This window comes from Xenorhabdus cabanillasii (genome assembly GCF_003386665.1).
Lineage (GTDB): Bacteria > Pseudomonadota > Gammaproteobacteria > Enterobacterales > Enterobacteriaceae > Xenorhabdus > Xenorhabdus cabanillasii.
Genome location: NZ_QTUB01000001.1, coordinates 1,397,858 through 1,418,910, shown reverse-complemented (window position 1 = coordinate 1,418,910; position 21,053 = coordinate 1,397,858). Strand labels below are relative to the sequence as shown.

Annotated in this window: 19 protein-coding genes, 1 tRNA gene and 3 pseudogenes; 8 read left to right on the top strand and 15 right to left on the bottom strand. The window is 44.0% G+C overall.

Going from position 1 to position 21,053, the window contains the following annotated elements:
• Positions 1 to 49: 49 nt before the first annotated feature.
• Positions 50 to 160 carry a SymE family type I addiction module toxin gene (locus BDD26_RS20030; RefSeq protein WP_244922676.1) on the bottom strand — a complete coding sequence of 37 codons (111 nt, stop codon included), beginning with the start codon at positions 158 to 160 and terminating at the stop codon, positions 50 to 52.
• A 79-nt stretch (positions 161 to 239) separates the two neighbouring features.
• On the opposite strand from BDD26_RS20030, the gene BDD26_RS20810 reads away from it, so the two are divergent.
• On the top strand, positions 240 to 395 hold the full coding sequence (locus tag BDD26_RS20810; protein WP_115827510.1) for a glycohydrolase toxin TNT-related protein: 156 nt from the start codon (positions 240 to 242) through the stop codon (positions 393 to 395).
• A 94-nt stretch (positions 396 to 489) separates the two neighbouring features.
• Positions 490 to 648 carry a hypothetical protein gene (locus BDD26_RS06925; RefSeq protein ID WP_211305454.1) on the top strand — a complete coding sequence of 53 codons (159 nt, stop codon included), beginning with the start codon at positions 490 to 492 and terminating at the stop codon, positions 646 to 648.
• A 75-nt stretch (positions 649 to 723) separates the two neighbouring features.
• Here the strand turns inward: BDD26_RS06925 and BDD26_RS19495 are convergent, their stop codons facing one another.
• Complete coding sequence (locus BDD26_RS19495; RefSeq protein ID WP_170140382.1) at positions 724 to 861, bottom strand: hypothetical protein; 138 nt, start codon at positions 859 to 861, stop codon at positions 724 to 726.
• Positions 862 to 939: 78 nt separating this feature from the next.
• Between BDD26_RS19495 and BDD26_RS20025 the strand changes: the two are divergent.
• Positions 940 to 1,196 (top strand): annotated as a pseudogene (locus BDD26_RS20025) (IS1 family transposase); the annotation flags it as partial.
• Positions 1,197 to 1,326: 130 nt separating this feature from the next.
• On the opposite strand, the gene BDD26_RS06910 reads toward BDD26_RS20025, so the two are convergent.
• The 7 genes from BDD26_RS06910 to dppA form a co-directional block, all read right to left on the bottom strand.
• Entirely contained in the window at positions 1,327 to 2,802 is a 1,476-nt protein-coding gene (locus tag BDD26_RS06910) for an insulinase family protein (RefSeq protein ID WP_115825960.1), read from the bottom strand.
• 102 nt (positions 2,803 to 2,904) lie between these two features.
• Entirely contained in the window at positions 2,905 to 3,612 is a 708-nt protein-coding gene (locus BDD26_RS06905; RefSeq protein ID WP_038259354.1) for a HAMP domain-containing protein, read from the bottom strand.
• Positions 3,613 to 3,942: 330 nt separating this feature from the next.
• Positions 3,943 to 4,974: a dipeptide ABC transporter ATP-binding subunit DppF gene (dppF, locus tag BDD26_RS06900; protein WP_051502182.1), complete on the bottom strand. Its 1,032-nt coding sequence runs from the start codon at positions 4,972 to 4,974 to the stop codon at positions 3,943 to 3,945.
• Positions 4,971 to 5,951 (bottom strand): dipeptide ABC transporter ATP-binding protein, encoded by a 981-nt coding sequence (gene dppD, locus BDD26_RS06895; RefSeq protein ID WP_038259352.1) that lies wholly within the window; start codon positions 5,949 to 5,951, stop codon positions 4,971 to 4,973. The genes dppF and dppD overlap by 4 nt, the downstream gene beginning before the upstream one ends.
• Positions 5,952 to 5,960: 9 nt before the next feature.
• On the bottom strand, positions 5,961 to 6,893 hold the full coding sequence (gene dppC, locus BDD26_RS06890) for a dipeptide ABC transporter permease DppC (protein WP_038259350.1): 933 nt from the start codon (positions 6,891 to 6,893) through the stop codon (positions 5,961 to 5,963).
• 10 nt (positions 6,894 to 6,903) lie between these two features.
• A complete protein-coding gene (dppB, locus tag BDD26_RS06885) occupies positions 6,904 to 7,923 on the bottom strand; it encodes a dipeptide ABC transporter permease DppB (protein WP_115825958.1) in 1,020 nt (339 codons plus the stop codon).
• A 140-nt stretch (positions 7,924 to 8,063) separates the two neighbouring features.
• Entirely contained in the window at positions 8,064 to 9,674 is a 1,611-nt protein-coding gene (gene dppA / locus BDD26_RS06880; protein WP_115825956.1) for a dipeptide ABC transporter periplasmic-binding protein DppA, read from the bottom strand.
• A gap of 469 nt (positions 9,675 to 10,143) precedes the next feature.
• On the opposite strand from dppA, the pseudogene BDD26_RS20805 reads away from it, so the two are divergent.
• Positions 10,144 to 10,254: pseudogene (locus BDD26_RS20805) on the top strand (type II toxin-antitoxin system Phd/YefM family antitoxin); the annotation flags it as partial.
• A gap of 70 nt (positions 10,255 to 10,324) precedes the next feature.
• Here the strand turns inward: BDD26_RS20805 and BDD26_RS06870 are convergent.
• The 3 genes from BDD26_RS06870 to glyQ form a co-directional block, all read right to left on the bottom strand.
• Positions 10,325 to 10,401 (bottom strand) — tRNA-Pro (locus BDD26_RS06870).
• 187 nt (positions 10,402 to 10,588) lie between these two features.
• The gene (glyS, locus tag BDD26_RS06865; RefSeq protein ID WP_115825954.1) at positions 10,589 to 12,658 is read right to left on the bottom strand and encodes a glycine--tRNA ligase subunit beta; all 2,070 of its coding nucleotides are present in this window, start codon (positions 12,656 to 12,658) and stop codon (positions 10,589 to 10,591) included.
• 9 nt (positions 12,659 to 12,667) lie between these two features.
• Positions 12,668 to 13,576 carry a glycine--tRNA ligase subunit alpha gene (gene glyQ / locus BDD26_RS06860; RefSeq protein ID WP_038259344.1) on the bottom strand — a complete coding sequence of 303 codons (909 nt, stop codon included), beginning with the start codon at positions 13,574 to 13,576 and terminating at the stop codon, positions 12,668 to 12,670.
• A 194-nt stretch (positions 13,577 to 13,770) separates the two neighbouring features.
• Between glyQ and BDD26_RS06855 the strand changes: the two are divergent.
• From BDD26_RS06855 to BDD26_RS06845, 3 genes and pseudogenes are all read left to right on the top strand, one after another.
• Positions 13,771 to 14,365: pseudogene (locus BDD26_RS06855) on the top strand (DNA-3-methyladenine glycosylase I).
• Positions 14,366 to 14,550: 185 nt separating this feature from the next.
• Positions 14,551 to 15,807 carry a valine--pyruvate transaminase gene (locus BDD26_RS06850; RefSeq protein ID WP_038259340.1) on the top strand — a complete coding sequence of 419 codons (1,257 nt, stop codon included), beginning with the start codon at positions 14,551 to 14,553 and terminating at the stop codon, positions 15,805 to 15,807.
• 653 nt (positions 15,808 to 16,460) lie between these two features.
• Positions 16,461 to 16,811: a YceK/YidQ family lipoprotein gene (locus BDD26_RS06845; protein ID WP_115827508.1), complete on the top strand. Its 351-nt coding sequence runs from the start codon at positions 16,461 to 16,463 to the stop codon at positions 16,809 to 16,811.
• A gap of 70 nt (positions 16,812 to 16,881) precedes the next feature.
• Here the strand turns inward: BDD26_RS06845 and BDD26_RS06840 are convergent, their stop codons facing one another.
• A complete protein-coding gene (locus BDD26_RS06840) occupies positions 16,882 to 18,198 on the bottom strand; it encodes a YidR family protein (protein WP_115825952.1) in 1,317 nt (438 codons plus the stop codon).
• A gap of 135 nt (positions 18,199 to 18,333) precedes the next feature.
• Here BDD26_RS06840 and BDD26_RS06835 point away from each other — a divergent pair, with 135 nt between their 5' ends.
• Positions 18,334 to 18,951 (top strand): trimeric intracellular cation channel family protein, encoded by a 618-nt coding sequence (locus BDD26_RS06835; RefSeq protein WP_038259336.1) that lies wholly within the window; start codon positions 18,334 to 18,336, stop codon positions 18,949 to 18,951.
• A gap of 166 nt (positions 18,952 to 19,117) precedes the next feature.
• On the opposite strand, the gene ligB is transcribed toward BDD26_RS06835, so the two are convergent.
• Positions 19,118 to 20,395, bottom strand: a complete 1,278-nt coding sequence (gene ligB / locus BDD26_RS06830) for an NAD-dependent DNA ligase LigB (RefSeq protein WP_280524513.1) — start codon at positions 20,393 to 20,395, stop codon at positions 19,118 to 19,120.
• Entirely contained in the window at positions 20,331 to 20,888 is a 558-nt protein-coding gene (locus BDD26_RS20480) for a hypothetical protein (RefSeq protein WP_280524512.1), read from the bottom strand. Before BDD26_RS20480 ends, ligB begins: the two co-directional genes overlap by 65 nt.
• Between the last annotated feature and the right edge of the window lie 165 nt (positions 20,889 to 21,053).

Sequence of the window (21,053 nt, the reverse complement as noted above, 5' to 3'; positions counted from 1 at the left end):
ACTGAGTTGCGCCCGCTGGCGCTGGTATTGCTGCCGGAGGCTGTGGGTCTCATCGCTGTCGGGGGATTAATACTAAACAGCCGTCCATGATTTTGACTGTAACCGAGCCGCCGGTCTCAAAGCTCGCGGCCTTAAGCCACTGCCCTTTCAGGCGGATCATCGGGGGCGGGGTCGCGTTGCCGTTTTGCGGGACGTATCCCACGGTGTAATAACGTTCTGTTTTTGTAGTTAAAAAGCCGATAACAGTTGATGCCGGTGAAATAGCCCCTTGGTTTGGTTATCTAGGGCGAGGAATTCAATATGATTTACCTAAAAAAGTTCATGAACTAAGAGCAGATGGCTCATTAGAAATGATATCGCGAACATTAAAAGGCAACTCCATACCTTTAGATTAATAGGTACATCAAATGAATAAAGAAGAACTAAAAAATCTTTTAAAAAAACATAATGTTCCAAAATTAGCATATTGGTTAGATGGAGGAATGCCAGATGAAAGGCTTTGTCTTGATTACTCCGATGGTGAATGGTATGTTTTTTTACTCACAAAGAGGGATGCGTTCAGGGTTAGTTGAATTTCAAACAGAAGAAGATGCGTGTGATTATTTTTGGAACGAAATTAGCCTATCTTTTTCAATTAAAGAAAGTTAATGAATAAACATAGCCAGAAAGATCCCTGTGATCTTCCGGCTTTATTCTTTTTTAAGAGCAGCTCAATCCCTGCCCTTAGCGGCTTTTATCGTCGCCAATCAACTCCCGCATTCTCAGCTTAATTTCACTGATTTGCGCCCGCTGTTGCTGGTATTGCTGTTTAAAGCTGTTCGTCTCGTCGCTGTCAGGGATCAGCACCAGACAGCCCTCCATGATCTTAACCGTGACCGAGCCAACAATGTCAAAGCCGGCGGCCTTAAGCCACTACACAAGCCAGGAGGTTTATGATGATGTCAGTCGGATGAACAAGGATTCTTTGCAGGCAACGAAAAACAACGACATTGGCTTTGGTATGCTTTTGAATTTGGCTGCCGAAAACTGCTTAAGCTATTGGCACCTTTTAACATTCGTTTCATGACAATCGATAACTGGGGCATATTAAACGATTAGCAAGAAGAACCCTTTGTTATTCACGCTTGATAGAAATCCACGAAAAAATTATTGACACCTATATTGAAAAACACCATTACAACGCATTGGAGTCATGACCAGATGGTTGAATCCCCGGTTCTGTCAAAAACGGACAAGTATTCATATTGACAAGGGCAGTTTTAAATTTAACCGCCCTTTTAGTTAATATTCACCTATATATTAGGGTTATACGGTTAGTTGAAATTACTAACCTTCAATCTTTTTGCCTTTAACCACCTCAGGCTTCGGCTCTTCCGGCAGTGGTCCCGGCCTCATAATCTGATTAAAACTATTCCTGAGCTGATTCACATCAACAACCGCTTCGCCTTTAGGTTGCACCAGAATAAATGCTGTTTCCTGCGATAACATTTCTTTCAGTTCTTTGTTCAAAACCTGTGGCGTAAGGGAAGACAAAAACATCTGCCGCAGTCTGCGATATTGCTCAGGAGCAATATCTATCACATTATTTTGTTGGGAAAGCAGACGCTGGTTAATTAATATATCCGTGTCTGTGCGCGCATATACTGCAAAGAGGTGCTGAAGCTGAAGGCGTTTCTGATTATACAATTCATTAAATTGCTCTTGTGGTAATCCGTTTTCACGTAATGACGCCAGCGCAGAGGCCAGGTAAAGTGTGGATTCCGTCAATTTGTCCGATGAAGTGTCCAGATTCAGGTAGCAATTCGCCCGCTGGTAGACGACCCGGCAATCCAGATCTAATTTTGCGTTATTTTGCTTTTCTTTCAGCCACAATTGTAAGTAACGATAAAAAGCTTCGCGGGCAAGTTCGTTTGACCAATGCTGAAGTAATGCCTGAGAGTTATTAATCGGTTGCCAGTTTAGGTTCCAGACTAAAGAGAGCCGATCTTGTTTAGCTTTATCACTTTCTACTCCCAATGTTTCTGCTTTTACTGGCAACAATATGGGAACAACAACAGGTGTCTGACGTTTGCCTTCTAGTGATGAAAATACCTGATTAAGCCGTTCTGGCAATACCCGACTATCAACGTTCCCGGCAACATATAATGTCATTGCATCCGGCGTATACCACTGCCGATAGAATTCTTCGACTTTTTTCACATCAACAGATGTTGATACATGCGCTCCGGGATCATGACCAAGCAGAGTCGAACCTTGCAGGCGCATACGCCATACCGGATCCTGAACATCTGTTGGCAGAGTCGATACCAGATGTTCAGACGTTTTCATAGCCTGAGCCAAAGTCTGTGGCGTAAATACCGCACCTCCCGCAATATCGGATAACCAGATCAGCGCATCCTGTAATAATTCAGGGCGGTTATTTGGTAAGCTCAGGCTATAGAGGGTGAAATCATATGAAACTATGGCAGGAGGAAGGGGGTTTTTGCTATCAACCGCGTTGTACCACAGATTTTCCAATTTTTGCGAAGATAAATCTTTACTGGAGGATAAGACGATCTTGGGAATGAGGTAGGTGTAACCCTGCTGCTGATTTTTCTCTGCCAGAGAGCCCGTTTTTACCATTAAACGCAACTGTATTTTGTCGTTGGGACGTTGCGGAGTTTGCAGGATTTGCCAACTGAACCCATTTTCCAGTTTGCCCTGTTGCCAGGCTGGATCAGGCTGCAAGGTTTCCGCCTGAGCAAAGTAAGTTGTAGCCAGAATGGTGCCACCAATAAGATATCCGATTTTCTTGCCTTGCATTCTTACTTACCCCTACCTATTTAGTTTTATCCTTGTTTGAACCAATAAAAGGCTTCTGGATATTATCACCGAAAATTAGACCTTTATTCATCTTATAAGGTTTCATTTTGATGGAGGTTTTTGCTTATTAACTTGACGATTATAACCTTTCACCAACAACCCCAATTCATCATCTTGGTGACTTTTGGGACAAGGCATAAGGACAGGAGGATGTTCTTTATTCAGTTCTCGTGCGATGTCACGCAACGGATGTATGATGATACGATTTACACACCAACTTATCGACACTGTAAGAATAAGTGCGAGCAACAAATAAGTGGTCAACATTAATGCCAGTGTGTTCAAAGCAAATCGGTACACACGGTTGGAATCAACCTGCAAGATAAGATGCCCCTGCGATGCTATGTCTTTTGATGAAATACCATAAACATGTAAAGGAATATTTAACTCAACCGGAATACCAAAAACCTGCTTTGCCAGTTCAGGTACAGGCCGATGAGTCGCGAAGTCCAAACTCATAATCCGGGAATTATTCTGCGATATCAGTTCAGCTCGCCCTAAGATGCCCGACGTTTTTAATCCAATCAGTAGAGTTTGCGCTTTATTGAGATCAGATCTCAGCAAAGCATCTGTCAAAGGCGTCTGGATCTGAGCTGCTGCATTATTGAGCTGGTTAATATAATCATCTTTTCGTTGCTGCAACAAATGCGATAATTGGATAGTAATGAAAATAGCAAGGGTGACCAAAGTGACTCCTGTCACTGCCGCCATTTGTTTAATGGTTAACGAACGTTTGACTCGCAATTTCATTTTATCCAAACCAATACTTGACCAAAGACTGGCTATCACACCTTAATAATGCGACTGAGTATACTTGATTTTTCTTGCTATCGTCTTGTTTTGATAAATGCAAGTGGGATAAATGACTGCAATATAGTATTTGCCTTTTTGTGACGTTTATCCCTTTCATCTTCACGTTACTGCTTTATTAACTGTATTCATTCCCCGGTCACATAGGTTTTATGACTGCAACCTTATCTTTAACCCTCAGCTTCCGGGGAGTGACTCATTTAACATTGTACAGTCACTTGAAGTCCATTCGATATGGATCAGATAACGTTATACTACGATCTGACACAATTATGCAGGTGGATTTGCATTTTGCTCAACAGCAAAGCAGGCAACAAGTCGCTCGCCATATTGCTTTAGTTTAGGGTGGAATTGGGTGCATGGGCCAAATGCATGACGGCAACGGGCTGCAAAAGCACATCCCGAAGGTGGATTCATCGGGCTTGGCAATTCCCCTGTCAGTTTGATGCGTTCACGCCGCAGTACCGGATTCAACCGCGGCGTTGCAGACAACAATGCCTGCGTATAAGGATGACGTGGGTTATTGAAAATCGTTTCCTTCGCACCTTTTTCAACACAGCGTCCCAAATACATAACCATGACTTCATCGGCAATATGTTCAACCACTGAGAGGTCATGGGAAATAAACACATATGACAGCCCTAATTCCTGCTGCAAATCCATCATCAGGTTCAAAACCTGCGCCCGCACGGAAACGTCCAGAGCAGAAACTGGCTCATCCGCAATCACCACGTCAGGATTTAACATCAACCCACGGGCAATCGCAATGCGCTGACGCTGGCCGCCAGAAAACATGTGTGGGTAACGCTGGTAATGTTCAGGCTTTAACCCCACCTTTTCCATCATCTCCAGAACTTTCTCCTTGCGTTCATCCGGTGCCAGTGATGTATTGATAAGCAAAGGCTCTTCCAGAATCTGCCCCACTTTTTTACGCGGATTCAAGGACGCGTAAGGATTCTGAAATACGATCTGGATTTTCTGGCGTCGGAGTTTTTCTGCTTCTTTATCAGGCAATAGTAAGTCTTGCCCCAAATAATAAAGTTCGCCTTCTGTCGGTTTTTCTATCATGGTCAGCAGGCGCCCCAAAGTGGATTTCCCACAACCTGATTCTCCTACAACTGCCAGTGTCTTACCTTTCTCCAGTTCAAATGAGACACCATCCAGTGCCTTCACTATCCTCTCCGATGAAAATATGCCTGTTTTAACCGGATAATATTTTTTCAGTTCAGTGGCTTTCAACAAAGGAACCGTGTCTTTTTCCTGTCTGTTTTGTTGTTGAACAACTGTTTCTTGAGCACTCATACTGTCGGCCTCCCCTCATCATCCAGTGGCATATGACATTTAACCTGACGTTCTCCAACAACTTTCAATTCCGGCTCCACTTGGCGGCAATGCTCATTGACATAAGGGCAACGAGGATTGAGTAAACAGCCTGTCGGACGATCATATTTACCCGGAACAACGCCCGGCAACGAGGCCAGACGGGATTTATCTACCGCAAATTCCGGCAATGCCCGCAACAATGCCTGTGTATAAGGATGACGTGGTGCTCTGAATATTTCATTCGACTTGCCAATTTCCACTATCTGCCCTGCATACATCACAATAATATGCTGAGCAGCTTCTGCAACCAGAGCCAAATCATGGGTGATCAAGACCAGTGCCATGTTTTCCTGCTGCTGTAACTCCAGCAACAATTCGACGATTTGTGCCTGAATAGTCACATCCAATGCCGTTGTCGGTTCATCGGCAATCAGCAGCTTCGGACGACAAGCAATCGCCATCGCGATCATGACACGCTGGCTCATTCCACCTGATAATTGATGTGGATAAACCTCTAAACGAGAGGCGGGATCAGGAATTCCTACCTGAGTCAGCAGATCAATTGCTCGTTGATAACGGGTTTTCCGGTTTCCTCCCTGATGGACTTTCAGCGCTTCCATGATCTGATAACCCACGGTGTAACAAGGGTTAAGGCTGGTCATCGGATCCTGAAAAATCATCGAAATTTCTGCACCAACCAGCTGACGGCGCTCTTTTTCGGAAATCTTTGTCAGATCACAGCCATTAAATTCCAGCTTCTCTGCCATGACCTTGCCCGGATAATCTATCAACCCCATAATCGCCAGTGAGCTGACAGATTTGCCCGAACCAGACTCTCCAACAATACCGACAACCTGCCCCTGCTCAACACTGTAGCTGATACGGTCAACGGCGCGGAATGGTGCATCTTGATCACCGAAGTGCACCGATAATTGGTCTATATTTAACAATGCCATTTCACACCTCTACTGCTTGAGCTTAGGATCGAGCGCGTCACGCAACCCATCCCCCATCAGGTTAAATGCCAGTACCGTCAAAAGGATAGCCAGCCCGGGGAAAGTCACGACCCACCATGCACTCTGGGCAAACTGCAAGACATCTGACAGCATAGTTCCCCACTCTGGTGTTGGTGGCTGTGCCCCCATTCCCAGAAAACCCAAGGCAGCCATGTCGAGAATAGCATTCGAGAACCCCAATGAAGCCTGCACAATCAAGGGAGCAAGACAGTTTGGCAATATATTGATGAACATCTGACGCATCGCCCCCGCACCAGCAACCTGAGAAGCGATTACATAGTCACGATTCACTTCAACTAATACTGCCGCCCTTGTCAGGCGAATGTAATGAGGCAGTGCAACAAATGTCAGAGCCAATGACGCATTGACGATAGACGGGCCGAAGATAGCCACCAATACCAACGCTAATAACAGGCTTGGCAAGGCCAGCATGATATCGACTATGCGCATAATGGTAGTATCAACAATTCCACCAAAATAGCCCGACAGCAATCCCAGAATAATCCCCATCACCAGCGACATTACAACAACCAGACAGCCAACCAGCAAGGAAAGACGCGCGCCGTACATCAGGCGAGAAAGGATATCGCGCCCAACATCGTCAGTACCGAGAATAAATTGCCAGCTTCCCCCTTCCTGCCATACCGGCGGGCTCAACAGGGAATCACGGAATTGTTCCGCAGGGCCATGTGGTGCCAATACCCCTGCGAATAACGCGATCAACAGCATCAAAACAATATAGGCAAAACCAATGACGGCACCTTTGTTACGTTTAAAGTAATGCCAGAATTCCTGCATCGGCGTCATCAGTTTCGGTGCACTTGATACTATTTTTCCAACTGCTTGTTGCTCAGTTGCTTGTGGCTCTGTTAGTTGAGTCATCATGCGCTCCTTATCTCTTATGCCGAATACGTGGATTGACAATGCCATACAGCAGATCAACCACAAAATTGACCAGAATGATCATTGTCGCCACCAGCAATACGCCACCTTGCACCACCGGATAATCACGGCGCTGGAGAGCGTCGATCAACCAACGCCCCAACCCCGGCCATGAAAAAATGGTTTCAGTCAGAATAGCACCCGCCAACATAATACCCACTTGCAGGCCAATCACTGTGACCACAGGCAGCAACGCGTTGCGCAACGCATGGACAATAATGACACGCATACGACTCAGGCCTTTTGCCCGTGCAGTACGGATATAGTCTTCACCCAATATTTCCAGCATGGAAGAACGAGTCATACGCACAATCACGGCTAATGGGATCGTACCCAATACAACAGCAGGCAGGGTCATGTGCATCACTGCATCAATGAAGTCACCATCTTCTCCCCAAAGCAGGGTATCAATCAGCATAAAGCCGGTCAGAGGATAGCTATCATCAAGAAACACGCTGTCGCTTATTCGGCCGGAAACCGGAGTCAGGTTCCAATGAACGGAAACCAGCATGATGAGCATGATGCCCCACCAGAAAATAGGCATTGAATAGCCGGTCAGTGACAAACCCACAGCGGTATGATCAAAGACAGAACCACGCTTGACCGCTGCCAGCACGCCGACAGGAATACCAACAGAGATGGCAAATAACATGGCACAGATGCCTAATTCCAGTGTTGCTTTAAATCGGGGAACAAATTCATCCCACACCGGGATACGGCTTTTCAGGGAGATCCCTAAATCACCATGCAGTATGCCATTAACATAATGAAGATATTGCTCCCAAAGGGGTTTATCTAACCCCATTGCTGCCATCAGTTCAGCATGGCGCTCGGCAGAAACACCCCTTTCTCCCGCCATAATCAGTACCGGATCACCGGGGATCATATGCACAAAAGCGAAAGTCAGCAGAGTAATACCAATAAACGTCGGGAGCACCAGCCCCAGACGCCGGAGGATAAATTGCAGCATATCCTGAATTCTCTTTTTAGTTATCAGTTACAGCTCTCAGGCTGTTTATGTCATACACAGACCTGCTTGCCCACCAGAGAAGCGCAACCCTCCCCCGGAAGATTCGGGGGAGGGTCAATCACAAAAAATCAAGTACAGGATTATTCGAGATCTACATTGTAAAAGAGGTGCCTGCCGAGCGGATCGACCTCATAACCCTTCACTTCTTTACGAATAGGTTCGTAAACCGTCGAGTGGGCAATAATCAATGCAGGGACTTGCTCATGCATTACTACCTGAGCCTGCTTATAAAGCTCTGTGCGTTTGGCAACATCAGCCGTTGTCCGTGCTGGCTGAATAATGTCCTCAAACTGCTGGTCGCACCATTTTGAATAATTGGAACCTCGTTCTTTGGCTGCGCAACTAAACAGGGTTCCAAAGAAGTTATCAGGATCCCCATTATCCCCCGTCCATCCCATCATGACGTTTTGAGGTTCACCATCTTTGGCACGTTTCAGGTATTCGCCCCATTCATAACTGACAATCTTGGCTTTTACACCAATTTTGGCCCAGTCCGCCTGAATCATTTCTGCCATACGGCGGGCATTCGGGTTATAAGGACGCTGTACTGGCATTGCCCAAAGATCGGTTTCAAAACCATTCGGGAAGCCAGCTTCTTTCAGCAGTTCTTTAGCCTTCACCGGATCATAGGAGTAATCTTTAATATCTTTGTTATAGCCCCACATCGTAGGAGGGATCAGGTTTTTCGCTTTCTGACCGGCTCCCTGATACACAGCCGCAATGATGGCATCTTTGTTCACCGCCATCGTCAACGCCTGGCGAACTTTGAGGTTGTCCATTGGTTTTTTGGAGACGTTGTAAGAGAGATAACCAACGTTCAGCCCTGCCTGTTCTTTCAGAACAATATCTTTGTTCTGCTTCATGCTCGCAATATCAGCAGGATTCGGATATGGCATGACCTGACATTCATTTTTCTGTAATTTTGCATAACGTACAGAGGCATCAGGCGTAATGGATAAGACCAGACGATCAATTTTCGCCGGCCCTTGCCAATAATCTTTGAACGCTTTATAGAGAATGCGGGAATCTTTCTGGTATTGCACTAACTGGAACGGCCCTGTACCAACTGGATTCAGATCCACTTTTTCCGGCGTACCAGCCTTCATCATGGCATCAGCATATTCTTTGGAAAGAATCGAAGCAAAATCCATGGCTATATTAGCCAGGAAAGGGGCTTCAGGACGGGACAACACAAAGCGGACAGTATAGTCATCCACTTTCTCTATTTTGCTGATGATATTCCCCATATCCATGCCGATAAAGTATTCGTAGCTGCCACCGGATACTTTATAGTACGGGTGATTTTTATCCTTTTGGCGCATAAAGGTAAAGATAACGTCATCGGCATTGAAATCACGCGTGGGTTTGAAACCTTTACTGCTCTGCCATTTTACGCCCTTGCGCAAATAGAATGTGTAGATTTTTCCATCGTCATTGATTTCCCACCGTTCAGACAGACTTGGAATAATCTCTGTTGTACCTGATTTGAAGTCCACCAGACGGTTATAAATTTGTCTGGCAGTTGCATCAAAAGTTGTACCAGAAGTGAATAACTGCGGGTTAAAGCCTTCAGGTGAACCCTCAGAGCAATAAACCAGTGTTTTTGCCTGCACACTGGCTGCTACAGCCAATGAAACAAGACCAATACCCAATTTCAGTAAACCGGGCTTTTTCTTTTTGGAGATAATCATTACTTAAACTCCGTTTGTGATGTTTAATTGTGCCTTAGCCAAGCCCAGAGTTTCCTGCCTGAATATCACTGTCCCGGCTTGTGTTATTGTTGTCGATTATCAATTAATCAATTGTTATTCATAACGTCAATATAATTACCATGACTCATGAAACAATAGAAAAACATAAAAGAAAAAAAACATTAACATTTCTGGTTAAAAAACATGACCACAGGCACAAATATAGATAAAAAAACTGCAAATATCACTTATTAAAAGAATTAATTCCTATGAATTATAATTTTAAATTTGTGACCGGATACTTAAATAATGAACAGAAAAGATTATAAGAAGGGTGATGTGGTACAAGGTGCCGAATCGAATCAAGAAAAATAAATGTTTTAAATTTATTCAATTCAGGTGGAATTAATAGCATCATCAATTAAATTGGCTAAGTAAAGGTGAAAAAGTATGACTATTCAAGGCAAATATGCACGAGACAAAAACAGATTTAAGCCAACTGGCAGATAGAGCAGTTGATGGGAAAGTTGTCATTATTGCTAAAGCAGGAAAACCTTACGTTCAGTTAGTGCCTATCAGTCAATTAGATAGGAACCCCGGCGGTTTCGAAAATGAAAAAACCCCGCTCAAAGAGCGGGGTTTCAGAATGCTGGTCGGCGAGAGAGGATTCGAACCTCCGACCCACTGGTCCCAAACCAGTTGCGCTACCAAGCTGCGCTACTCGCCGAAAACGAAGCGCATCTTACTGCCGGTATCACGGATCGTCAATATCTTTTTAAAGATAAGTGGTTATTTGATGATATTCCATCCAAAGTTTACACATTGTAATATCTTCAGACAGCGAAAAGCCCCGCTATGATCCGCGAGGCTCTGTCTTAAAGGTAATTAGCTAACTTAATAAAACTTATCAGCAATTACTGGAGCAGTGAAATATCCGCTGCCCGCAGGAACAGATCACGCAACTCACTCAACAGTGTCAGGCGATTTGTTCTTACTTGCAGATCTTCATCCATTACCATTACATTGTCGAAGAAGGCATCCACAGCTTCACGCAGAGAAGCCAGTTCAACCAGCGCATCCTGATAGTTGCCTTCTGCAAACAGAGGTGCCAGCTTCTCTTTCAATACAACAAGGTGAGTCGCCAGTTGGATCTCTTCCGCTGCTTTCAACACTGAAGCCTGAACAGTGTCATTCAGCTTCTCTTCTGATTTTGCCAGAATGTTGGAAACACGCTTATTCGCTGCCGCCAGAGAAACTGCTTCATCTAATGTACGGAAATGCGTTACCGCTTTCACACAGGCATCAAAGTCTGCCGGTTGAGTCGGGCGACGTGCCAGTACGGCCTGGATAGTATCAACGCTGTAGCCCTGCTCCTGATACCAGGTGCGGAAACGGCCGAGCATAAACTCAACCACATCATCTACAACGTTTTCATTGGTCAGTTTGTCACCATACAGACGAACGGCTTCCTCAGACAAAGTCTGAAGGTCGAGAGGCAGTTTTTTCTCAACGATAATACGCAGCACACCTAACGCGGCACGACGCAGTGCAAACGGGTCTTTATCTCCTTTCGGGTGTTGGCCGATGCCGAAGATCCCTGCCAGCGTATCCATCTTATCGGCAATCGCTACGGCACAGGAAACCCCGGTAGACGGCAGATCATCGCCAGAAAAACGCGGCTGATACTGTTCATTCAGCGCCAGTGCCACATCTTCAGCTTCTCCGTCATGACGGGCATAGTGCATTCCCATCACACCCTGCGTATCGGTGAACTCAAAAACCATGTTGGTCATTAAGTCACACTTGGACAGTAAACCTGCGCGGGTCGCATGAGTAACATCCGACCCGATCTTTTCAGCAATCCAGCCAGCCAGAGCCTGAATACGGTCTGTTTTATCACGCAGTGTACCCAGTTGTTTCTGGAACAGAACGGTTTCCAGACGTGGCAGGTTATCTTCCAGACGCTGCTTACGGTCAGTATTAAAGAAGAATTCAGCATCTGCCAGACGTGGACGCACTACTTTTTCGTTGCCAGTGATGATCTGCTGAGGATCAGAAGATTCAATATTGGTAACAAAAATAAAGTTCGCCATCAATTTGCCGGATTTATCGTAAACCGGAAAATATTTCTGATCGCCTTTCATGGTATAAACCAGCGCTTCAGCAGGTACTTCAAGGAATTTTTCTTCGAATTTTGCTGTCAGAACGACAGGCCATTCCACTAATGAAGTGACTTCTTCCAGCAAGCTGTCAGTCAAATCTGCTACACCACCAAGCTGTGTAGCTGCTTGTTCTGCATCACGTTTGATTAGGGTCTTACGTGTTTCATAATCCGCAATGACCCGACCACGCTCCTGCAAAATCGCCGGATACTGCTCTGCGTTATCAATGGTAAACTCCGCCTCACCCATAAAACGGTGACCACGGATAATACGATCAGATTTGATACCCAGAATTTCGCCTTCAACCACTTCACTACCCAGAAGCATAGTGATGGTATGTACAGGACGGACAAATTGGGTTTCTTTATCACCCCAGCGCATTAGTTTAGGGATCGGTAGTTTGCTCAATGCACTGCTTACCATATCCGCCAGCAATTCTTTCGCCTGATGGCCTTTAACCTCAGCACGATAAAGTAACCATTCACCTTTATCGGTTACCATACGCTCAGCCTGATCAACGGTAATGCCACAACCGCGCGCCCAGCCTTCCGCGGCTTTGGTTGGTTTTCCTTCCGTATCAAACGCCTGAGCAATAGCAGGGCCACGTTTTTCTACTTCACGATCAGCCTGTGCCGCAGCCAGATTTGCCACTTTCAACGCCAGACGACGAGGAGCAGCAAACCAGCTAACTTCACCATGACCCAGATTGGCGTTTTTCAGTTCTACTTCAAAATTGGCCGCAAAGGATTCAGCCAATGAACGCAGTGCCTTTGGTGGCAACTCTTCTGTGCCGATTTCCACAAGGAAAGTCTGTTGAGTCATGATGGCCTCTTATTTTCTGTTACACATAGGGAAGCCAAGCGCCTCACGGGAGGCATAATAAGCTTCAGCAACTGCTTTGGTCAGGGTACGGATGCGCAGGATATAGCGCTGACGTTCAGTCACGGAAATCGCTTTGCGGGCATCCAGCAAGTTGAAGGTATGACCAGCTTTCAGAATGCGCTCATAGGCAGGAAGTGGCAGTGGAGTTTCCAACGCCAGTAATTCCTGTGCTTCTTTTTCGTATTGTTCAAAGCAGGTAAACAGGAAATCCACATCAGCGTGTTCAAAGTTGTAAGTAGACTGCTCAACCTCGTTCTGGTGGTAAATGTCGCCATACGTGGTTTTACCCAACGGACCATCACTCCACACCAGGTCGTACACACTGTCTACGCCCTGAATGTACATTGCCAGACGTTCCAGACCATAAGTAATCTCGCCAGTTACTGGTTTACATTCAAGACCACCGACCTGTTGGAAGTAAGTGAACTGAGTCACTTCCATGCCATTCAGCCAGACTTCCCAACCCAGTCCCCAAGCACCTAATGTCGGGTTTTCCCAGTTATCTTCAACAAAGCGGATATCATGAACGGTAGGATCAAGCCCTAACTCTTTCAGGGAACCAAGGTAAAGCTCCTGAATGTTATCTGGAGATGGCTTGATGATAACCTGAAACTGATAGTAGTGCTGGAGCCGGTTTGGGTTTTCGCCATAACGTCCATCAGTTGGACGACGGGAAGGTTGCACATAAGCTGCTGCAATAGGCTCCGGCCCCAAAGCACGCAAGCAAGTTATAGGGTGAGAAGTTCCTGCGCCGACTTCCATATCCAATGGTTGGACAATAGTACAGCCTTGACGCGCCCAGTAATCTTGTAATGTCAGGATGATCCCCTGAAAGGTTTTGGTATCAAACTTTTGCATGTTGAATTCGCACGCGATACATATGAATTTAAACGAAAGCGTTCAGTATACCCTCTGACTGTAAGATATACAGCATTGATCACGCCCAATTTTGTCACAGTATAAAAAAATCTTATCTCTGCCACTTTACTTGTATATTTATACAGCTAATATTGGTGTAATTATTCACCATTATCTGTGGAGATGTGCGATTCATGAATAAGGAAATAACTCGCTGTGGTTGGGTTACATCTGATCCTGATTATCTGGCCTATCACGACAATGAATGGGGTAATCCGTTAAAAGACAGCCTACAGCTTTTCGAACTGATTTGCCTTGAAGGGCAACAGGCTGGTTTATCGTGGCTCACCATTCTGAAAAAACGGGAAGGTTATCGAAAATGTTTCCATCAATTTGATCCTGTCAAAATTGCCGAAATGGATGAAAATGATGTCGATAAACTGATGCAAGATCCTGCTATCGTCCGCAACCGCGCTAAAATCAATGCCATAATTCATAATGCCCGTGCTTATCTGAAAATGGCCGAACAGGGGGAAGATTTCTGTGAGTTTATCTGGCGATTTGTTGACAACAACCCGCAAATTAACCACTGGAAAACACTGGCAGAAGTGCCTGTCAAAACCGACCATTCTGATGCTCTCTCAAATGCACTGAAAAAAACGCGGATTTAAATTTATCGGCAGTACTACCTGTTATGCCTTTATGCAGGCTGCGGGTTTGGTCAATGATCACATTGCCAACTGTTTATGCCGAAAATTGAAAGCCAAAAAAACTGAAATCAGTGCATAAAAATAGGTGGCAATTTGTTGTTAAAATATAAGACTATAAAAATATTAAATATCCAGTTTCAAAATCCAACAACAAGTCACATTACAATATATAGCAATATAGAATAAAAACTTTACCCCATTGCACCATAATAAAGTGCGGGGTATGGTGTCCTCTCATCCTACAAAAAAGACGCTGCTGCTGTTATGAAATTCTCTCAATTCGGAAACAAGTTCACACAGGATTCAGGAATTACTCTCCTGATGAATGATCTCAACAAAGGTTTGAGAACACCCGACGCAATTATGTTAGGTGGTGGTAATCCTGCTCATATTCCTGAAATGGATGAATATTTCCAACAACTATTGACAGATCTAGCGTTAAACGGCCAATTAACCGAAACTCTGTGCAATTATGATGGGCCACAGGGGAAAAACACCTTAATCGCAGCTTTGGCTCAAGAATTACAAGAAAAACTCGGTTGGGAAATCCACCCGCAAAATATTGCCCTGACCAATGGCAGCCAAAGCGCCTTCTTCTACCTGTTCAATTTATTAGCGGGGCGAGCTGAAGATGGTTCAATGAAACGGGTTCTGTTTCCCCTTGCGCCGGAATATATTGGCTATACTGATTCTGGTCTGGATGAAGGTTTATTTGTTGCCAACAAACCCAATATTGAATTACTACCCAATGGCCAATTTAAATATCGGGTTGATTTTGATCACCTGAATATTTCTGAAGATATCAACTTGATCTGTGTTTCCCGTCCAACTAATCCAACAGGTAATGTCATCACCGATGAAGAATTACTGCGTCTGGATGCGTTGGCTCAGCAACACCAAATCCCTCTGCTGATCGATAATGCCTACGGTGTACCGTTCCCGGGTATTGTATTCAGTAATGCAACGCCTCTTTGGAACCCAAATATTATCTTATGCATGAGCCTGTCCAAACTGGGGCTACCGGGTACTCGTTGCGGAATCATCATTGCTAATGAGAAAATTATCCATGCTGTCAGTAATATGAATGGCGTTATTAGTCTGGCACCAGGCGGGGTTGGCTCTGCTATTACGCTGGAAATGATCCGCCGTAATGATTTGTTCCGTTTATCCCAGAATGTTATTCAGCCATTTTATAAGAAACGGGTAGATAGCGTAATTAAGATCATTCGCCGTTATATGTCAGAAGAGTATTGCCTTATTCATAAACCAGAAGGAGCAATATTCCTCTGGCTATGGTTTAAAAATCTGCCGATTACGACAGAAATCCTTTATCAGCGATTAAAAAAACGAAAAGTATTAATGTTGCCGGGCCACTACTTTTTCCCTGGTTTGGAACACAACTGGCCTCACGCCCATCAATGTATACGTATGAACTATGTGCCTGATTTGGAGAAAATCGAAGAAGGTGTCCGTATTTTATCCGAAGAAATTGAAATCGCTCATAAAGAAGCAGATCGCTAATCGGAATAATAAAAAAGCTCCCTCATTTAAGGTGAGGGAGTAAAATGATAACGAGGACTTTTTACCTGAAAACAGGACAGTAGTTATTAGAATCCCAAAAGAATTCTTCACACATAGTAGGAAAGGAAAACAATCCTTGTTTATACACTTTCCCTGAACTCGGCATATTTAACCAGAAAATAAAAAATCTAATGACCTGAATAGACAAGATTTTTTAACTTTAAATTGCCTCTAACTTGTGAAATTAAGATGATTGCTACGTATTATGTGATCTAAAGCACATTTAATGAATCAAATACATATGCTTAATCATTTTACACTGTTTTCAATCCCTCACATCTTACAGAAAGTAATCATCTACACCTAATTCCCAAACCTTATTTCCTCAAACTCAGTGCCTAATCTAAGCAATGAAAAACATTCATTTGGGTAATTGCTTATACTGTTGATAAATTCAAAAGAAATAATTTATATATGTTCTGACGAAAAAAATTATTGCATTTAACAATAAGCGCTATAGCAAACTGAATATAACCTGACTATAGTAAATAATCATATAGAGTTATCTTTATGATTAAGGAAAGTAACGTTAAAGTAGATATAAGAATTTGGATATCGACAAATTAACTCATTGGGTTCATGGAATAGAAATGATGAAAAACAGTAAACTGCTTCTATTATCCGCTACTATATTTGGGTGGTCTCTGCTTATAGGCTGTTCCAGCATCATGACACATAGTGGCCCCCATCAGGGATATTATTCTGGGGCACAAGCTAATATTAACATGTTAAAAGATGACAAAACGGGATGGTTCCTGAAACCTTTGCTCGCAGTAGATCTACCATTATCAGCCTTTTTAGATACTCTTTTGCTCCCTTATGATTATGCTTTCTCAAATCAGGATCAAACAAGGAAATCACCTAAGCTTCGCATTGAAAAACTGGAAAAAAGTTCAACTCATACACAACAGATATCAGAAGAGTCCATGAATGATGAAGACTGATCCTTCATTGCCCTATCAATCACAGCTCTACCAATACCCATTGTGCTGCAAATTGTCTTAATATGTTTTTTCAGGCATCGTTATTGTGCAAAGATGGTGCAACGATGCCTGTCTCGACAATAAGGATCTGACGATAGCCATTAATATCCCGCATAAAAGCAACATGTCGGTCATCAGGAGAAAGCACTATTGCATCAGCACATGGAGCAATGTCAGTACGTGCTGTTAGCCGCTGAACTTCACCATTTTGGCTGTCACAGAGCATGACACTGTTATCACAGACAAAAGCAATAAATCGGCCTCGGCTATCCCAGTTAAATGCAGATTGTATGTCATGTGCACTATGCGTGACCTGTATTGGTTCTCCCCCTTTTGGGGATACATACCATAACTGGATAGTTCCCTTATCATCTTTCATCAGAAAACAAATTTTGCTGCCATCCGGAGATGTTCTCAACCAATGCCGGGGCGTACTGACCACGCCCGGCCAACGATTCTGGTGGGTAAATGTTAAACGTTGCTGTTTCACTCCCGCAGGGGGTGCAGGCAAGGTTGTTTCCGTTCCGGTTAATGGCTGATTACCTTCAACCGCATAATCTTCATCATGCTCAGGTAGGTCAACAAGGTAAATTTCAGGGATCTTTTCACCATTTTCAGCGCATGTATCACCAATAAAAGCCAGAGCCCAACGCTGCCATTGCCCATTCTTTTTAAGATAACCCTGCTGCCCAATCCATCCTTCTTCATATGCGCGATTGATCTCATCACTACCAGGGCGTGGATGTGCTGTAGTGCGGCTCACTACCACCGAAAAATAGCTACCATCATATTCTCTTGGGTGTTTTTTGGCTGATATCACCGCTCTTAGTGGAATAGCGACCGCTACATTGCGTAAATCAAGTGCAGGATCCAACTCATGCATAACATGGTCGTTATAGGTAAAGCTCAAACGACTGCCATCAGGACTGAAAACATGCACATGTGTACCACCACGTAAGGCTCCGGCTGTATACGGTGAGGTAATGTCCAACGCATCAATATTGACAGCAACATTTGGCTGCATATCGGAAACGATCACACCACGGCGATGATGAAAATCGTATTGCCAGTGAGCGTCAGGATTTTCCGGGCCATGAATAAACGCATAACGAGCAGGTTCCTGCGGACTAACTGTTACAACGCCAACATGTGCACCATCTTTTGCCTGATAAATAATCTCTGTCTGTCCATTATGTATATGAATTTTTTCTATCGTTAAGCCAGTAAAGTCTGCCCCGTTAGGGCGTACATCATAGACTAACCACTGGCTATCAGGGGTCCAGATATTTATATTAGTTATCTGATGGCTACGGTTGTCGAATGTAATCTGACGTTCCTTAAAAACCATTTTCCTACCTTTAAGATGCGAGGTTTCGGATAATAAAAACTAATGCTATTAAAATTTAACTAAAAAATTTCAATCGAGACGTTATTATTTCAGCATTACTCTTTACCTTACTTTATATTCCATTTGATTAAATTTATGCTACTCAGTGTCCTTTATATCATTGGTATCACGGCTGAAGCCATGACAGGTGCCTTAGCCGCAGGTCGTCGAAAAATGGATGTGTTCGGCGTAATTATTATTGCTTCTGTAACAGCCATTGGCGGTGGTTCCGTTCGTGATATTATTCTGGGCCACTACCCCCTTGGTTGGGTTAAAAATCCAGAATACATTGTGACTGTTGCCTGCGCCGCAGTAGTCACCATTTGGGTTGCCCCAATGATGAAACACCTTCGACGTTTATTTCTTATTCTTGATGCGATTGGTTTAATTGTTTTTTCAATTATTGGCGCACAAATCGCACTGGATATGCACTACAGCCCAGTCATTGCCGCCATTGCCGCTGTTATTACCGGTGTTTTTGGTGGAGTACTGCGTGATATGTTTTGTAACACCATTCCATTAGTGTTCCAGAAAGAGATCTACGCAGGTGTCTCTTTTGCGTCTGCCTGGTTATATATCGCGTTATTACATACTCCACTGCACCCAAACAGCGTAATCATCATCACCCTTATTGCAGGCCTGACTGCCCGCTTGATTGCTATTCGCTATCGTCTTGGATTACCCATCTTCAACTATGATGGCGCTGACCATTGACATTAATCTGGGCGTTTGGAGCAAGTGCTTGCTCCTTCGCTCTTGCGTGTTTACCTGCCTGCCGTTTTCTTTTCTGTATTCTCCTTTTCCACATTTCCCGACTTCCCGACAAAGAAAACTACTGCAAAGAAACCGCTTCCTGTGAAGGAAATTCATGTAAATCAACTCAATGCAAAGCCATTCCATGCACATTAATATTAATTCCCTGTAAAGTTAATGCCTCAACCAATTCTTTAACTTCGGGGTATTGTAAAAACTCCTCAATTTTTGTTCTTTGTTGTGCTGTTAAAGTACTGCCGGCTCCTGTTTCTGATAATTGTACATCCCTGTACTGATTTACTTCATCCATAAATCTATTGGCATAAGGCATCCCTATCGCTTCACGCCATAATGAGACTGGTTGTCGTTGTGCCTGCTGGAATTGGGTAAAAATTAGCTTCGCGCGTTTAGAACCAATGTTAGGTATTTCAGCAAGTTGCTTCGTATTCAATGCCAACCAGTCTGCCAGATGCGTTACCCGTCCATCCCTTACCAAAGCAGCCCATATACCTTGTCCAACACCCTTCATTTTCAATTTTTTCCCCATCCACGTCAGACGAGCAATAAACTGCTGTTGGCAATCTTGGTTATTCAGTACAAAACAACTGAGCGAATGAAACTGCTGCATATTAGGAGGCTGAATATTTTGACGTTCCGCAATGCGCCATACCACTTTATCGAGTTTTGGTATGCCATGCCCCGCCAGTGTCACAGTCACTTTATCTCCCGGATAAACATCCCATTGCTGCCAACGTCTTACTGAACCAATATGAACACGATTGATCTGTCTATCGTCTAATTGCACTTTTTCCAGCTCTAACAAAACAGATATTTTTCCTGTCCGACCTATCTTGAACTGAACATCTTTCACTGTTGTAACTTGCTGTTGCAAAGGATATTTCCATGCTATCGACCAACTGTTTGAACCAGAACGCCATTGCCTGCCGGCAGGCTCAGTTTCCTGCCTTAAAACAACACCGTCTGTGGCAAAAGGGAGAGGATGGGTAAAATACATTTTCCACTTTTCTTCCGCATCTTCTGCACTGAAGATTTGATGGCTATATTGCTGTGTAATGGGAAATCCCATTGATGTCAGTTTCTCCAGTTTAACTGCCATCTCATCTGGCCCATCCGGCCAACTCCATACAAATATCCCTATTTGACTAAGTTCCGGTGAAGGAGTTTTACGCATCATCAACCCAGCTACCTTGCTGCGTGCATTCTGACTACCTGCAATAGATTGACGATGGTTATTCTGTTGCCAAAAGAGCTCTCCTTGTAAGATCATATGATCCGGTGCGTTTTCTATCTGTTTAGGAATACTGGAAATAAATTCACTTTTATCCAGCCAATCCGTTCCTTCTGCACCATTTCCCCTGCTGATTAATCCGACCAAAAAAACCATTTTGATAAACCAACGTAACTGCAACTCCATCAATTTTGGGCTGTACCCAAACGGCTGAGCGTCCTTGTAACCATCGGCGAACTTCCTCTATTCCTTTTAGTTTATGCAGGCCTGTATGCTGGACAGGGTGAAACTGTTTTCCGCTAGTTAGATCCACCTTATGTGGCACTACCGCCAGGAATGATTTGTCTGCCACAAAAGCCTTGTCTGATATTGTCTTAGTCTTAGATAAAGCAGGTACAGCAAGGGTATTGCCTTGTTTCTGCTTCAAACAATCTTGCCAGAGCGTCAAGGTTTCCAATAGTTGATCATAAATCTCATCATCTATTTCACTGATTCCCTGCTGACGATAAAGGTGATCCCATTTCGCTATCTGTGGTGTCAGGCGTTCTGTTTCAAACTGGAGTTTTTCCTTTGGCCAAGCCGGGCAGTCTGCTAATGCCATCGGCATTCCAAACAGCAGCACCAAAATTATAATCAGAAAATTAAGCATCCTTGCTCCATATGTCCCTTAAACACGAGCAGAGAATAAAAAGAAATTCGGCTTGTACCAAGATAGAAGAAAAGAGTTTGCGAAGTGTTTCGAAAAATAATTGTTCAATTTCTGCAACCGTTTATTTTCTCTGAAATTGTTTCGCAAAACATTGCTTGAACATCT

Excerpts from the sequence above, each read along its gene's own strand:
- BDD26_RS20030 (WP_244922676.1), bottom strand. The coding sequence starts at position 160 with ATGATCCGCCTGAAAGGGCAGTGGCTTAAGGCCGCGAGCTTTGAGACC.
- BDD26_RS06925 (WP_211305454.1), top strand. The coding sequence starts at position 490 with ATGAAAGGCTTTGTCTTGATTACTCCGATGGTGAATGGTATGTTTTTT.
- BDD26_RS19495 (WP_170140382.1), bottom strand. The coding sequence starts at position 861 with ATGGAGGGCTGTCTGGTGCTGATCCCTGACAGCGACGAGACGAACAGC.
- BDD26_RS06910 (WP_115825960.1), bottom strand. The coding sequence starts at position 2,802 with ATGCAAGGCAAGAAAATCGGATATCTTATTGGTGGCACCATTCTGGCT.
- BDD26_RS06905 (WP_038259354.1), bottom strand. The coding sequence starts at position 3,612 with ATGAAATTGCGAGTCAAACGTTCGTTAACCATTAAACAAATGGCGGCA.
- dppF (WP_051502182.1), bottom strand. The coding sequence starts at position 4,974 with ATGAGTGCTCAAGAAACAGTTGTTCAACAACAAAACAGACAGGAAAAA.
- dppD (WP_038259352.1), bottom strand. The coding sequence starts at position 5,951 with ATGGCATTGTTAAATATAGACCAATTATCGGTGCACTTCGGTGATCAA.
- dppC (WP_038259350.1), bottom strand. The coding sequence starts at position 6,893 with ATGACTCAACTAACAGAGCCACAAGCAACTGAGCAACAAGCAGTTGGA.
- dppB (WP_115825958.1), bottom strand. The coding sequence starts at position 7,923 with ATGCTGCAATTTATCCTCCGGCGTCTGGGGCTGGTGCTCCCGACGTTT.
- dppA (WP_115825956.1), bottom strand. The coding sequence starts at position 9,674 with ATGATTATCTCCAAAAAGAAAAAGCCCGGTTTACTGAAATTGGGTATT.
- glyS (WP_115825954.1), bottom strand. The coding sequence starts at position 12,658 with ATGACTCAACAGACTTTCCTTGTGGAAATCGGCACAGAAGAGTTGCCA.
- glyQ (WP_038259344.1), bottom strand. The coding sequence starts at position 13,576 with ATGCAAAAGTTTGATACCAAAACCTTTCAGGGGATCATCCTGACATTA.
- BDD26_RS06850 (WP_038259340.1), top strand. The coding sequence starts at position 14,551 with ATGAAATTCTCTCAATTCGGAAACAAGTTCACACAGGATTCAGGAATT.
- BDD26_RS06845 (WP_115827508.1), top strand. The coding sequence starts at position 16,461 with ATGAAAAACAGTAAACTGCTTCTATTATCCGCTACTATATTTGGGTGG.
- BDD26_RS06840 (WP_115825952.1), bottom strand. The coding sequence starts at position 18,198 with ATGGTTTTTAAGGAACGTCAGATTACATTCGACAACCGTAGCCATCAG.
- BDD26_RS06835 (WP_038259336.1), top strand. The coding sequence starts at position 18,334 with ATGCTACTCAGTGTCCTTTATATCATTGGTATCACGGCTGAAGCCATG.
- ligB (WP_280524513.1), bottom strand. The coding sequence starts at position 20,395 with ATGGTTTTTTTGGTCGGATTAATCAGCAGGGGAAATGGTGCAGAAGGA.
- BDD26_RS20480 (WP_280524512.1), bottom strand. The coding sequence starts at position 20,888 with ATGCTTAATTTTCTGATTATAATTTTGGTGCTGCTGTTTGGAATGCCG.